Annotated in this window: 13 protein-coding genes; 7 read left to right on the plus strand and 6 right to left on the minus strand. The window is 60.5% G+C overall.

What is annotated here, in order from left to right; all coding sequences use genetic code 11:
- Positions 1-2 precede the first annotated feature (2 nt).
- Positions 3-1,091, minus strand: coding sequence for a recombinase RecA (recA, locus tag HQN82_RS07335; protein WP_004442498.1), 1,089 nt, complete (start codon positions 1,089-1,091; stop codon positions 3-5).
- 246 nt (positions 1,092-1,337) lie between these two features.
- Between recA and HQN82_RS07340 the strand changes: the two genes are divergently transcribed.
- Together HQN82_RS07340 and HQN82_RS07345 are read left to right on the plus strand one after the other, a co-directional pair.
- Complete coding sequence (locus tag HQN82_RS07340) at positions 1,338-2,279, plus strand: carbohydrate kinase family protein (RefSeq protein ID WP_045533806.1); 942 nt, start codon at positions 1,338-1,340, stop codon at positions 2,277-2,279.
- A 29-nt stretch (positions 2,280-2,308) separates the two neighbouring features.
- Positions 2,309-3,232: a pseudouridine-5'-phosphate glycosidase gene (locus tag HQN82_RS07345; protein ID WP_004442502.1), complete on the plus strand. Its 924-nt coding sequence runs from the start codon at positions 2,309-2,311 to the stop codon at positions 3,230-3,232.
- A 285-nt stretch (positions 3,233-3,517) separates the two neighbouring features.
- Here the strand turns inward: HQN82_RS07345 and HQN82_RS07350 are convergent, their stop codons facing one another.
- Entirely contained in the window at positions 3,518-5,716 is a 2,199-nt protein-coding gene (locus HQN82_RS07350) for an OmpA family protein (protein ID WP_113380348.1), read from the minus strand.
- A gap of 347 nt (positions 5,717-6,063) precedes the next feature.
- Here HQN82_RS07350 and HQN82_RS07355 point away from each other — a divergent pair, with 347 nt between their 5' ends.
- The 5 genes from HQN82_RS07355 to HQN82_RS07375 all read left to right on the plus strand — a co-directional run bounded on the left by HQN82_RS07355 (position 6,064) and on the right by HQN82_RS07375 (position 9,925).
- Positions 6,064-6,837: an ABC transporter substrate-binding protein gene (locus HQN82_RS07355; RefSeq protein ID WP_004442506.1), complete on the plus strand. Its 774-nt coding sequence runs from the start codon at positions 6,064-6,066 to the stop codon at positions 6,835-6,837.
- A gap of 112 nt (positions 6,838-6,949) precedes the next feature.
- Positions 6,950-7,753 carry an ABC transporter permease gene (locus HQN82_RS07360; RefSeq protein WP_022556506.1) on the plus strand — a complete coding sequence of 268 codons (804 nt, stop codon included), beginning with the start codon at positions 6,950-6,952 and terminating at the stop codon, positions 7,751-7,753.
- The gene (locus HQN82_RS07365) at positions 7,750-8,580 is read left to right on the plus strand and encodes an ABC transporter permease (protein WP_112766794.1); all 831 of its coding nucleotides are present in this window, start codon (positions 7,750-7,752) and stop codon (positions 8,578-8,580) included. The genes HQN82_RS07360 and HQN82_RS07365 overlap by 4 nt, the downstream gene beginning before the upstream one ends.
- 169 nt (positions 8,581-8,749) lie before the next feature.
- Positions 8,750-9,016 carry an usg protein gene (locus HQN82_RS07370; RefSeq protein ID WP_004442513.1) on the plus strand — a complete coding sequence of 89 codons (267 nt, stop codon included), beginning with the start codon at positions 8,750-8,752 and terminating at the stop codon, positions 9,014-9,016.
- Between the two features lie 84 nt (positions 9,017-9,100).
- On the plus strand, positions 9,101-9,925 hold the full coding sequence (locus HQN82_RS07375) for a class I SAM-dependent methyltransferase (protein ID WP_112766795.1): 825 nt from the start codon (positions 9,101-9,103) through the stop codon (positions 9,923-9,925).
- Between the two features lie 242 nt (positions 9,926-10,167).
- Here the strand turns inward: HQN82_RS07375 and HQN82_RS07380 are convergent, their stop codons facing one another.
- The 4 genes from HQN82_RS07380 to HQN82_RS07395 all read right to left on the minus strand — a co-directional run bounded on the left by HQN82_RS07380 (position 10,168) and on the right by HQN82_RS07395 (position 13,215).
- A complete protein-coding gene (locus HQN82_RS07380; RefSeq protein WP_173614718.1) occupies positions 10,168-11,133 on the minus strand; it encodes an aliphatic sulfonate ABC transporter substrate-binding protein in 966 nt (321 codons plus the stop codon).
- A 283-nt stretch (positions 11,134-11,416) separates the two neighbouring features.
- Complete coding sequence (locus HQN82_RS07385; RefSeq protein ID WP_003507846.1) at positions 11,417-11,905, minus strand: Lrp/AsnC family transcriptional regulator; 489 nt, start codon at positions 11,903-11,905, stop codon at positions 11,417-11,419.
- Between the two features lie 67 nt (positions 11,906-11,972).
- Positions 11,973-12,629, minus strand: coding sequence for a uracil-DNA glycosylase family protein (locus HQN82_RS07390; RefSeq protein WP_162699433.1), 657 nt, complete (start codon positions 12,627-12,629; stop codon positions 11,973-11,975).
- Complete coding sequence (locus HQN82_RS07395; protein ID WP_173614719.1) at positions 12,622-13,215, minus strand: thermonuclease family protein; 594 nt, start codon at positions 13,213-13,215, stop codon at positions 12,622-12,624. The genes HQN82_RS07390 and HQN82_RS07395 overlap by 8 nt, the downstream gene beginning before the upstream one ends.
- Positions 13,216-13,239 lie beyond the last annotated feature (24 nt).

Below are 13,239 nucleotides of genomic sequence, written 5' to 3' on the forward strand. Positions count from 1 at the left end.
GATCAGCCTTCGTCACCGTCGCCGTCATCGCCGGAATCAGGACCGCCATTCTGCAGGAAACGATCCGCAATCAGGCCAGCGTTCTGGCGCAGCGCCAGCTCGATCTCGTTTGCCGTATCGGGGTTGTCGCGCAGGAAGGTCTTGGCGTTTTCACGCCCCTGCCCCAGACGCTGGCTGTTATAGGAGAACCAGGCACCGGACTTTTCAACGATACCGGCTTTTACGCCGAGGTCGACAAGCTCACCGGTCTTGGAAACTCCTTCGCCATACATGATGTCGAATTCCACCTGCTTGAAAGGCGGCGCCATCTTGTTCTTGACGACCTTGACGCGGGTCTGGTTGCCGACAACCTCTTCGCGTTCCTTGACAGCGCCGATACGGCGGATGTCGAGGCGAACGGAAGCGTAGAACTTCAGCGCATTACCGCCAGTTGTCGTTTCCGGCGAACCGAACATGACGCCGATCTTCATGCGGATCTGGTTGATGAAGATGACCATGCACTTCGACTTGGAGATCGAAGCGGTCAGCTTGCGCAGCGCCTGGCTCATCAGACGCGCCTGAAGACCCGGCAGGCTGTCGCCCATCTCACCTTCAATTTCCGCCCGCGGCGTCAGCGCCGCAACGGAGTCGACCACGAGAACGTCGACCGCGCCGGAGCGCACCAGCGTATCGGTGATCTCAAGCGCCTGCTCGCCCGTATCCGGCTGCGAGATCAGCAGGCTCTGCAGATCCACGCCAAGCTTGCGCGCATAGACCGGATCAAGCGCATGTTCGGCGTCAACGAAGGCGCAGATGCCGCCCTTCTTCTGGGCTTCCGCAATGGTCTGCAGCGCCAGCGTCGTTTTACCCGAGCTTTCCGGACCGTAAATTTCAATGATGCGCCCCTTCGGCAGTCCGCCGATGCCGAGCGCGATATCCAGGCTGAGCGAGCCCGTCGAAACGGTCTCCACCTCAACCACATTTTCATTGGAACCGAGCTTCATGATCGATCCCTTGCCGAACGACCGTTCGATCTGGGAGAGCGCCGCTTCCAGTGCCTTGCTTTTATCCACCGATTTATCCTCTACGAGACGCAAAGAATTTTGTGCCATCCGAACCACCTTTAGGTTATTGAAGCCGCACAGGCAATGTAGCAGTATGGAAACGGTATGTACTCTATTTGTTCTCATTTAACAAGGCTGAGCCAGCATATTGAAAACAAATAGTGATAAGTCGTTTGTTCTGCTTTCGTTTTTCTGTGCGCGGCCCCTTGCCGCAAACCGGAGGCGAGGTCAGGAAGACGTCAGTTTAGGCCGAATCGTCCGGCCTTACCATCCGCCAAAGAGGGAAATGCAAGCGTGAAGAAAATACTCGTTCTGGGCGGCGCGCATATCGACAGGCGCGGCATGATCGAGACTGAAACGGCGCCGGGCGCCAGCAACCCCGGTTCGTGGATGGAAGAGGCCGGCGGCGGCGGTTTCAATGCTGCACGCAATCTCTCCCGGCTCGGCTTTCAAGTCAGGATCATCGCCCCGCGGGGCGGCGACGTGACGGGAGAAGCCGTTGCGGAGGCTGCACGACAGGCTGGCGTGGAGGACACGCCGTTCACCTTCCTCGACCGGCGCACACCGAGCTATACCGCCATTCTGGAGCGTGACGGCAACCTCGTCATCGCGCTTGCCGACATGGATCTCTACAAGCTCTTCACGCCGCGCCGGCTCAAGGTCCGCGCCGTCCGGGAGGCCATCACCGCAAGCGATATCCTGCTCTGCGACGCCAACCTGCCCGAGGATACGCTGACTGCACTTGGTCTCGTTGCCCGCGCCTGCGAAAAACCGCTGGCGGCCATAGCCATTTCGCCGGCCAAGGCGGTGAAGCTGAAAGCGGCGCTCGGCGATATCAACATCCTCTTCATGAACGAGGCGGAAGCGCGCGCGCTCACCGGCGAGACGGCCGCTGACGTTCGTGACTGGCCGGATATCCTGCGCAAGGCCGGGCTTTCCGGCGGCGTCGTCACCCGCGGCGCCAGCGAAGTCGTGGCCTTCGACGGAAATGAAAAAGCAATCCTCCACCCGCCCCTCATCCGCGAAGTGAAGGATGTAACCGGTGCGGGCGACGCCATGGCCTCCGGTTACCTCGCCGCCATTGCCGAAGGAAAGACGATTGCCGAAGCCCTGAGACGGGGCGCTGCGGCAGCTGCAATCACCGTGCAATCGCCCTTTGCCACCGCGCACGACTTATCAAAAGACAGTGTCGAAGCCATGTTGGGGCTTGTTCCCCAGGCTGAAATGCTGGCATGAACCCGCTTTTAAAAACTGGAACAGATGAAATGACCCGCCCCATCTCCCCTCTCCTGCCCATCGTCTATTCTCAGGAAGTTGCCGCCGCCAAGCAGCGCGGTGCGCCGATCGTCGCGCTTGAATCGACCATCATCACCCATGGCATGCCCTACCCCGGCAATATCGAGATGGCGGAAAGCGTCGAGCAGATCATCCGTGATCAGGGCGCGGTTCCGGCCACCATCGCCGTCATTCACGGCACATTGCATATCGGCCTCGAGAAGGATCAGCTCGAGGCGCTGGCCCAGACTACTGACGCCATGAAGGTCTCACGCGCCGATATCGCCTTTGCGATCGCCGAGCGCCGCACCGGCGCCACCACGGTTGCGGCGACCATGATCGCCGCTGCCCGCGCCGGCATCCGCGTTTTCGCGACCGGCGGCATTGGCGGCGTGCACAAGGGTGCGGAAGAAACCTTCGACATCTCCGCGGATTTGACGGAGCTTGCAAAGACCGGAGTGATCGTCGTCTGCGCCGGCGCCAAGGCGATCCTTGATATTCCGAAGACGCTCGAAGTCCTCGAAACCAACGGCGTACCCGTCGTCACTTTCGGTTCGGAAGAATTCCCGGCCTTCTGGTCTCGCTCCTCCGGCCTGCCAAGCCCGCTTTCGCTCAACAGCCCGGCCGCAATCGCCAACTTCCAGGTAACCCGCGAACAGCTCGGCATCGATGGCGGCATGCTGGTGGCCAATCCTGTGCCGGAAGCTGACGAGATTCCGCGCGAGGAAATGGAAATCTACATCAACCGCGCCATCTCGCACGCCGAGCGGGATGAAGTGACCGGCAAGGCTGTCACGCCGTATCTGCTGGGTGACATTTTCCGCCTGACGGATGGTCGCAGCCTCGAAACCAATATCGCGCTGGTTCGCAACAACGCGCAATTAGCGGCTGAGATTGCGGTGGCGCTGAGCTAACCGTCGGGGTTGGGATCATCCTCAAGCTTGCGGGTGACGCCAGGGTTCGAAAACCTCGCCTCCGTGATGCCGGACTAGATCCGGCATCCAGCCGCGGCGCGTCTGCGCCGTGAAAGAGTCTTTCGTGATCAAGGACTTGATCACGCTGGACCCCGGATCTGGTCCGGGGTGACGGATTGCGGATGATCAAGTTCTGCCAAACGCCTCGGCGCTGGGGACATCGTAAGCAATAAAAAGGCCCGGAGAGCTTTCGCTTCCGGGCCTTGTTTTTCTATTTGAACCCGATCAGTTCTGAGCGACCGGCTTCACCAGCGGCGTCACGCGGCGGATGGTGACGCGGCGGTTCTGCTGTTCCGGGCCGAGTGTCTGGACTTTCAGGTAACGCTCGCCATAACCCTGCGTCGCGAGGTTTTCCGGCGGGATGCCGTAAACATCGGTCAGCACGTTGGCGACGGAGGCAGCGCGCTCGTCAGACAGTACAAGGTTGCTTTCATCCGAACCGACGGCATCGGTATGGCCTTCGATGAGGAAGGTTTCCGCCGGGTTCTTTTCCAGCGCCTTGTTGATTGCGTCGGCCACCTTGCGCAAGGAGCGAGCCTGCGCCATCGGGATTTCAGCGCTGCCGGTCGCGAAGGTGATCGTATCGAGGTCGATACGGCGCACCTTGTCACGGATGCGAGCCGAATAGCGCACTTCATCCAGCGAATAGACACGTTCCACCGGCTCGACAGGCGGCTGTTCCAGGAAGCGGTAATAATCGCGATCCGGATCGCTCGACGTGTCGATGATGTAGTCCGTCACGGGAATGCGCAGACGCATGGGCGGCAGATCGAGACCGGGGTCGCGATAAACGTAATCGCGGTCCGGGTCGTCCATCAGCTCCGGTGCGTAGAACAGCACATATTCGCGGCCGCGATCGTCAATGCGCGAACGCTGGATCACGTCGCCATAACGGTTGCGGATCGTCACGACCTGCGTGCCATCCCGGCGCTCCACGGTTTCGCGGACACGGCCGCCCTGCAGGCGCTCGTAATAGGGCTCGCCGCCATCGCGGATGAAGCGCTGGTTGTCATCGCCACGAACGACGACGCGGTCACCGAACTGCAGAATGATCGGCGCATCGCCATCGCGATCACGCGGACGACCCTCGCGCGGCTGCCATTCGCGTACACCGTCCGGCCGCTCATATTGCGGGCGGCGGTCGATGCGCTCGCCCTGCTGGGAAGTGATGGCTTCCAGCTTTACGGGTGGCGGCGGAGCCTTGCCTTCAGCAGCACCGGCGCGTTGCGCCTCGGCGTCGGAGGTCGGGACCTTGAAGTCGCCGGCCTGTTCGCGTTCACGACGGCGTTCCTCGCGGGTCTGGCGGTTGCCGGAGCGCTCCACTTCCTTGTCGCTGTCGAGAACGGCAGCCCCCTTGTCGACCGGCAGGATGACGGTGTCGGCCGTCTTGGACGGGTCCTTGGCGATCGCCTTGGCCTTGTCCAGCTCCTCCTTCGTCATCGGCGGGGCTTCCGTCTGCGGAACGGCAACCTGGTTCGGCACCGGTTCGCCGGCAGGCGCCTGCCCGGTCGTCGCACCGCTGGGCGGCGGGGTCGGCGCGCCTGGCAGCGGGGCTGCGGGTTCCGTTCTACCCTGACCTTCTACCGGCGGCTGTTCGGAAGGCTGGCGGCCAGGTGCAGGGTTTGGTTGGGCCTCGGGTGCCGGCGGGCGCGCGGGCGTCGGCGCTTCTGTCGGAACAGGTGCTTCCTTCGCGGCGGGCTCGGGAGCGGCAGGCTTTTTCTCGGGAACGGCTTTTTCGGCCGGTTCGGCTTTCTGTTCAGGGGCCTTTTCCTCTACTGCCGGTTTTTTGGCGGGTGCCGGCTCACGGGACTTGGCCGGCTGCTCGGCATTTTCAGGGCGAGCTGCGGGCTCCTGTTCGGCCGCAGGCTCCTTCGCACGCTCCTTACGGGGACGCTCGGGACGCTGTTCGCCCTCGCCTGCAGGCTGCTCGGCCCGTTCCGGGTTGCGCGGACGTTCCTTCGGCTGCTGTTCGGCAGGCGCAGCTTCAGGCGCGGCCTCACGCTGACGAGCCGGGCGCTGTTCACCCTCGCCCTGCGGCTCCTGCGCCCGTTCAGGCTTGCGGGGACGCTCCTGCGGCTGCTCGTCCGGCGCAGGCTCCGGGCGGGCCTCACGCTGCTGTGGTTCCGGCGGCGCTTCGCGCTTGGGCTCCGGCTCGCGCTGGGGCTCCGGTGCGCGCTCTTCACGCTTCGGTTCGGCAGGTTGCGCCTCTTCGGCGCGCTGACGCTTCTTCTTCAGTTCTTCTTCAGGGTTTTCCTGCGCCGGCTCCGCCTGCGCCAGGATTATCTGGCCGGGCGCGGTTTGAGAAACAGGCGCCTGGGCGCGGGCCGCGCCGGCAAAGCCTGCCGCTGCTGGCTCAACCGCGATCGCGAGAGACATGAGTGGAAAAACCACCCCGGTCAGCAATGTGTTTTTCTTTTTCAGCATCAGTGCTTCCTCATCTGCCGTCATTTTATGGGTCGCGAATGACGCGACGTCGTGGGCCCGGCTTGGCACGCAGGCGCTGTTCAACGCCTTACACACGCTCAGGTTCCCATGATGACCAAAGCCTTCTGTACCGGAAATGAACAGATCAAGGCCTTTTCGTGGAGGCTCTGCGGCACAAAGAAGGTCGCTAATATTGCAGTTGCATTTTTTGACCAAGCGGATGAATAATCACATCCGCGCTGAAGGCCACAGGCGGTATCCTCCGTCCTGCCGCGCCTTGGCGCCCATGACGTCCGCACTGAAAACAACAACAGACCGCGGATGAACGACCAAAAGAGAGGATCGAAATGCCTATTTCCACCCGTCTGCTCGCAGCCGTATCGATTGCCGCCATCTCGCTCTTTTCCGGCGCGGCTCTCGCGCAGGACAAGATTGTCATCGGCACCGAAGGCGCCTACCCGCCCTTCAACAATCTCGAAGCCGACGGCACGCTGACCGGCTTCGATATCGACATCGCCAAGGCGCTGTGCGAACAAATGAAGGCCGAGTGCACCTTCGTCACCAATGACTGGGACGGCATCATCCCCGCCCTTCAGGCCAAGAAGTTCGACGCCATCATCGCGTCCATGTCGATCACCCCGGAACGTCTCCAGAAGGTCGACTTCTCCAAGAAATATTACAACACGCCGCCGGCGATCGCCGTGCCGAAGGATTCGCCGATCAAGTCCCTCGACGATCTCAAGGGCAAGTCGCTCGGCGCACAGGGCTCCACCACCCACTCCAACTACGCTGAAAAACACTTCCCGGATTCCGATGTGAAGATGTATCCGACCGCAGACGAATATAAGCTGGACATCGCCAATGGCCGTATCGACGCCGTCATCGACGATATCGTCGTGCTGTCGGAATGGCTGAAGACCGATGCCGGCAAGTGCTGCAAGATCCTGACACCGCTCAAGGTCGACGTCGACATCAACGGCAACGGCGCAGGCATTGCCGTTCGCAAGGGCGACACGGCGCTGGCCGACAAGTTCACGGCTGCCATTGCCGGCATCCGCGCCAGCGGCAAGTACCAGGAGATCAACAAAAAATACTTCGATTTCGACGTTTACGGCGAGTAAGCCGGTTCGATCTGTTGAAATCTCGTGGCGGAAGGCTTGCCCTTCCGCCATTTTTGTTTGAAAACGTCACCATAACAATCACGGCGGCTTAAGACCGCAGGGGAAAATTGGCATGAGCGGAGCATTTTCCGCCATAGGTGCGTTCTGGACCTATGTCTCGACACTTCTCGATCCCTTCTGCGGGCCGGTCGGTCTCTTCTCGCTTTTCGGAAACGGCACTCTCGTCGCCTGCGGCGATGCGGGCTGGGGCGATGAAATCGCTTTCGGCGTCAAGGTCACGATCTCGCTGGCGCTTGCCACCCTGCCAGTCGGGCTATTGATCGGCTTCCTGATCGCGCTCGCCGCGCAATCGGAAGAAAAATCGCTTCGGCTGGCCGCCGGAATCTATACCACCATCTTTCGTGGCCTACCCGAACTGCTGACGCTCTTCATCGTCTATTACGGCATCCAGATGCTGCTGCAATCCGTGGCAGGTTACATCGGCATTACCGGCCCCATCGAAATCAACGCCTTCGTTGCCGGCATGGTGGCGCTTTCGGTGGTGTTTTCATCCTATGCGTCTGAGGTGCTTCTCTCGGCCTTCAAGGCCATACCGAAAGGGCAATATGAGGCGGGTGACGCACTCGGACTTTCCCGCAGCCGCACCATGGTGCTCATCATCATTCCGCAGCTGGTGCGGATCGCCCTTCCCGGCATGACCAACCTGTGGGTCATCCTGCTGAAAGACACGTCCTACGTATCGATCATCGGCCTTGCCGATATCATCCGCCAGACCGGCATCGCCGCCCGCGTCAGCAAGGAAGCCTTCTTTTTCTACGGCATCGCCTGCCTGCTTTACCTCATTCTCGCGCTCCTCTCATCCATCGGCATCGGTTTCATAGATCGCTGGTCGCGCAAGTCGGAGGCCAGACGATGAGCCATATCAAGGAACTCATTCCGCCACGCCCAGCGCCCATCGTTGCGGACAAACCGCTGAACATCTCCCGTGTCGTCGGCATCGCTGTCATTACGCTCTGGCTGCTTCTCGCCGCCGGGCTGTTATTTGCGATGATCGAGGGTTGGGATTGGGACAAATTTGAACGGTATGGGCCCCGTTATATCGATGGCCTCATCACCACAATCACGCTGGTCGGCAGCTCGATCATTCTCGGCGCCATCCTGTCCGTGCCGATCGCTTTCGCCCGCATGTCTGAAAATCGCGTCATTGGCGCGCTCGCTTATGCCTACGTCTATGTCTTCCGCAGCACGCCGCTCCTGGCGCAGCTTTTCCTGATCTATTACGGTCTCGGCAGCTTTCGCCCGGCGCTGGAAGCCGTTGATCTCTGGTGGTTCTTCCGCGAAGCCTGGTATTGCGGCCTCCTGTCGCTGACGCTCAACACCGCCGCCTATCAGGCGGAGATCCTGCGCGGAGCGATCCAGAGTGTGCCGCGCGGCCAGCACGAAGGGGCGGCGTCGCTCGGTATTTCCAAGTTCATCACCTTCCGAAAGATCATACTGCCGCAGGCGCTGATCGTCGCTTTGCGCCCCTATGGCAACGAGATCATCCTGATGATCAAGGGTTCGGCGGTGGTCTCCATCGTCACCGTCTTCGACCTGATGGGCCAGACCCGTTACGCCTTTTCCCGCACCTTCGATTATCAGGCCTATCTCTGGGCTGCGATCTTTTACCTCACGATCGTCGAGACGCTGCGCCATGTCTGGGCCTGGCTGGAGGCCCGCTTGACCCGTCACCTCAAGCGCTGAGCCCAACGTTGGCAGCACTCATCAATGAGTACTGCCAACACTTTGAAAAATATAACAAATTTGTGACGCATCCATTCTTTTGGCAAGGTTGGGTTAACCCTGCCGTGTTCCCATCTAAGATACAGCGGCAACGCTGTGATCGGTCATCATCGATATGGGAACCGCCACCATGAACAAGGACATGGAAATGATGCTGAGAGGCTACGGCCTCACCACCGCCCAGATATTCTACCGCCTGCCGGACCATCCTCTGGTTCTCCAGACCTATGTCTGGCAGAATTACGATCTGGCCCCCGATTTTCCTGAAATGCACGGCTTCCTCAAGTTCTGGCAGGAAAAGCTCGACGGCCCCCTGCACTCCGTCCGCTATGTGCACCGGCAGGTTATCTCGGCGCAGGAATGGCGCGCGCTCAAAGGGGAGTTCATCCTCCACTAAGCCCTCGCGCCACATAAACATTGCGCCGGTCCCCGATGCGGCTTACAGCAAACGTCAATTGAAGACGCTGACGGATAAGGCACGATGACCAAGAACCAGAAGATCGACGAAGAGGCGCTCGCCGAGGCCTATAACCGCGCACTCGCGCTTGAAAAGGCCGGTGATGTGGACGCGGCGGTGAAGGCCTATGAGGAGGTCCTCGCCATCGATCCGGAAGACCACGGTGGCGCAGCCGTACGCATTGCCGCCATGGGCCGGGGCGAACAGCCGTCCAAAGCGCCCGACGCCTATGTCGAAACCCTGTTCGACCAGCATGCCGAAGCCTTCGAGGACATTCTTGTCGAGCAGCTGGGTTACGCCGTGCCGATGATGGTTCGCCAGCGGCTGCAGACGCTCAATCTCGGCCCTTTCAAACGCCTGCTCGATCTCGGCTGTGGCACCGGCCTCACCGGTGAAGCGCTGCGCGATATGGCTGACGACATCACCGGCATCGATATTTCCGAAAACATGGTCGAGATCGCTCATGAGAAGGACCTCTACGAGACGCTCTATGTCGCCGAAGTCGAGGATTTCCTTGAGGACAATGACGACGAGCCCTTTGACATCATCACCGCCACCGATGTGCTGCCCTATCTCGGCGCGCTGGAACCGCTGTTTTTCGGCGCCGCCGAAAACCTCAATGCCAGCGGCCTGCTGATCTTCTCGTCGGAGACCCTGCCCGAAGAAATCATGGCCGGGCGCCCCTACATGGTCGGCCCGCACCAGCGTTTCGCCCATGCCGAAACCTATGTCCGCGAACGACTGGCGGCGACCGGTTTCGAGGTGATTGAAGTGACCGACATCAATGTGCGCATGCAGGACGGCAATCCGACGCCCGGTCATCTGGTGATTGCGAAGCTCAAGGGTTGATGCGGTGACCTTGAGGCAATTTTCTTCTCCCCGCCGGGGAGAAGGTGGCCCGAAGGGTCGGATGAGGGGGCTGGCTCTCGGTCTATCTCTACCCTCGCCCCCTCATCCCGCTGCCGCGAACCTCTCCCCCACGGGGAGAAGAAACAAGCGGCATCCAATCGCCTCACATTTAACACCAACGGCCTGAATCAACCTCTGAGCAAGATCCGCCAGCCGGTTGAAGAGACTCCACTTTCCGCCCATCAACTCGCCTTCGGGCGCCAGACGATATCCGCCACCTTGAGCTTCTTCGGCACGATCTTCAGATCGTAGAACTCGTCCGCAAGCGCCTGTTGATAGGCGATGGCTTCATCCGGAACCAGCGAGACCCGTCCGAGATCGGCACCGGGGCGCGTCAGCGAGACCTTCGTGACATCCTCGGGGACACCGGTGATGGCCGACAGCGACTTGGCTGTCGCGTCGATGTTGGTCTGCGCTTTCGCACCCACATTCGCCAGTTCCTTCAGAATCAGCGGCACGAGATCGGGATTACTTTCAACAAAATCGCCATTGGCGAGGAAGTAGCTCCACGGATCGACGATGCCTTCGGCTGTCGAGAGTACCCTCGTCGTCGGCTCTTTCTCTGCCACGGCGAAATAGGGATCCCAGATCGACCAGGCATCGATGCTGCCGCTTCGAAAGGCGGCCGCCGCATCCGGCGGGGCAAGATCGACGGGCGTGATGTCTGCCAAGGTCAGCCCCGCCTTTCGCAACGCCTTCACAGTGACGTTATGGGCGCTGGAGCCGCGCTTGAAGGCGACCTTTTTGCCCTTCAGGTCTTGGAGCGTCTTCAGCGGCGAATCCTTCTGCACGAGGATCGCCGATCCGCCTGCCGCCGCCTTGTAGGTGCCAACATAACGCAGATTGCCGCCGGCGGCTTGCGCGAAAAGCGGCGGCACATCGCCGGTCGGGCCGATATCCAGCGCACCGGCACCCAGCGCTTCAAGAAGCGGCGGCCCGGAGGAAAATTCAGACCACTTGACCTCGATGCCGCGATCCTTCAGCAGCGCTTCGAGCACGCCCTGGCTCTTCGCGAGCGCTATCACGCCATTCTTCTGCCAGCCAATCCGCAACGTCGTGGTTGCGGCGCTCGCGCGCCGGATATGCGGCAGAAAAACCGCCCCGGTCGCACCTGCAATCAGTCCCAATGTTCCGCGTCGTGTCAGCATATGGATATCCCTCGCTATTCCATCCTTCGACAGTAAAAGCGTAGATATTCGAGCGATTTTATCAAAATCCTGGTTTGCGCGCAGACGGCGTTGAGAGAATTGAATGTGCGAATTTGCCGTTACCGGCGAAATAGAATTGTCGTGCCTCTGCGGCAGCTACCGGACGGACCTTCCGACAGTATCAGCCCTGGCAGGCCCGACCGGCGCCCAAAACCACCCACGAATAAAGATGCCCTCCCCGGCGGCCGGAAAGGGCATTGATCAACAACGGACCGGCGACAGATCACTCTTCGCCGGATTTAGGATTATCCAGCAGCATGTAATCGAGCGGCAGTTCCGTCGTATATTTGATCTGCTCCATCGCAAAGGCGGAGGAGACGTCGCGGATTTCGATCTTGGCGATCATCCGCTTGTAGAAAGCGTCATAGGCGGCGATATCGGGCACGACCACGCGCAGCAGATAGTCGACATCACCGCTCATACGGTAGAATTCTACAACCTCCGGGAATTCGGAAACCACTTCGGAGAAGCGCTTCAGCCATTCGATGGAATGGGAGGCGGTGCGGATGGAGACGAAAACCGTGACCTTGGTATTGACCTTGACCGGATCGAGCAGGGCCACACGCCGGCGGATGACGCCGTCTTCTTCCATCTTCTGGATACGCCGCCAACAGGGCGTCGTGGAAAGGCCGACCTTCTTCGCCAGATCGGCAACAGCCAGCGTGGAATCCTCTTGCAGAATGCGCAAAATCTTACGGTCTAGGCGATCCAATGCGTCTACCCTCCTGAATTAATTTCCTTTCAATACACTAATTTTTGCGGAAAAACAGAAAATTGTTTCACCAAAGCCGCATTTCCACATGTTGTCGCAGAACCGGCAACAGTTCCTCCGTAAACCACGGGTTCTTTTTCAGCCACCCCGTGTTGCGCCAGCTCGGATGCGGCAAAGGAAGAATGCCGGGGCCGGAATTGGCGTGAAGATAGCTGCGCCAGTTTTGCACCGTTTCGGTCATGGTTTTGCATCGTCTTTCACCCAGGTGAAAAGCCTGCGCATATTGGCCGATCGCGAGGATCAGCTCCACCTGCGGCATCGCCGCCATGACCCGCGTGCGCCAGTGCGGGGCGCATTCCCGCCGTGGCGGCAGGTCGCTTCCCTTGTCATCATAACCGGGAAAACAGAACCCCATGGGAACGATGGCGAAACGATCCGGATCGTAAAATGTCTCCCGGTCGACATTCAGCCACTGGCGCAGCCTGTCGCCGGAAGCATCGTTGAATGGCAGGCCCGTTTCATGCACGCGCAGCCCTGGCGCCTGCCCGGCAATCAGAATGCGTGCTCTTGCCGACATGACGACCACGGGCCGGGGTTCATGCGGCAGGCGGTCAGCCATTCCTTTGAGCGGCATGTCGCGACAGAGACGACAGCGGGCAATCTCACCGCGCAGCCCGTCCAGCCCATCATCATGCACTGGCCCAACCCTCTCTCCTTCAGCCATGATCCCACCCCAGAAGATGGCGGACGATGGTGAGGAAACCCGCCGCCGGCGTTTCCATATCCGCGGCACGGTGATCCCTCCGCCACTGCGAGGGCTTTTCGAATTCTCCCGCCCAGATGCCAAGCGCCTGCCTGCGCGCGGCTTCCTGCTCGCTCGAAAACTGGAAATATCCCGACGCGACGGCAAAACCGGCCGACACCATGTCCGACGAAACATCCCTGCCGCCGGCGGAACAATAGACGAGCAGTCGCCCGTATCGATCTCTGGAACTGCCGGAGCAGGAGAAATCCGCCGGCGCGGCCAGCCGTTGCAGAACACGGCGCGCCTCCTCGCCGCATGGCCAGCTTTCGCCCCCGCGCAGACATGTCTGCGCAAGCTCCGGCGCATCGATGCCGAGCAGCCGGAAGCGTTCCCTGCCCTTGGAGAGCGTGTCGCCATCAATCACGAAGAAGCGGCCGCCATAGGTTTCGCTGTTGATATGATCGAGCTTGGCGGCAATCAGAACCCCTAGAAAAACCGTAGCAAGGAACAGGCCGCCGTCGCGGACTGCGGAAAAACCCCCGCGCCTGCCTCCATTTCGTCTCATGTAACAACAAACCCTTGTCAGAGA

The sequence above is a fragment of the Agrobacterium pusense genome, from assembly GCF_013285525.1.
In the GTDB taxonomy this organism is placed as follows: Bacteria; Pseudomonadota; Alphaproteobacteria; order Rhizobiales; family Rhizobiaceae; genus Agrobacterium; species Agrobacterium pusense.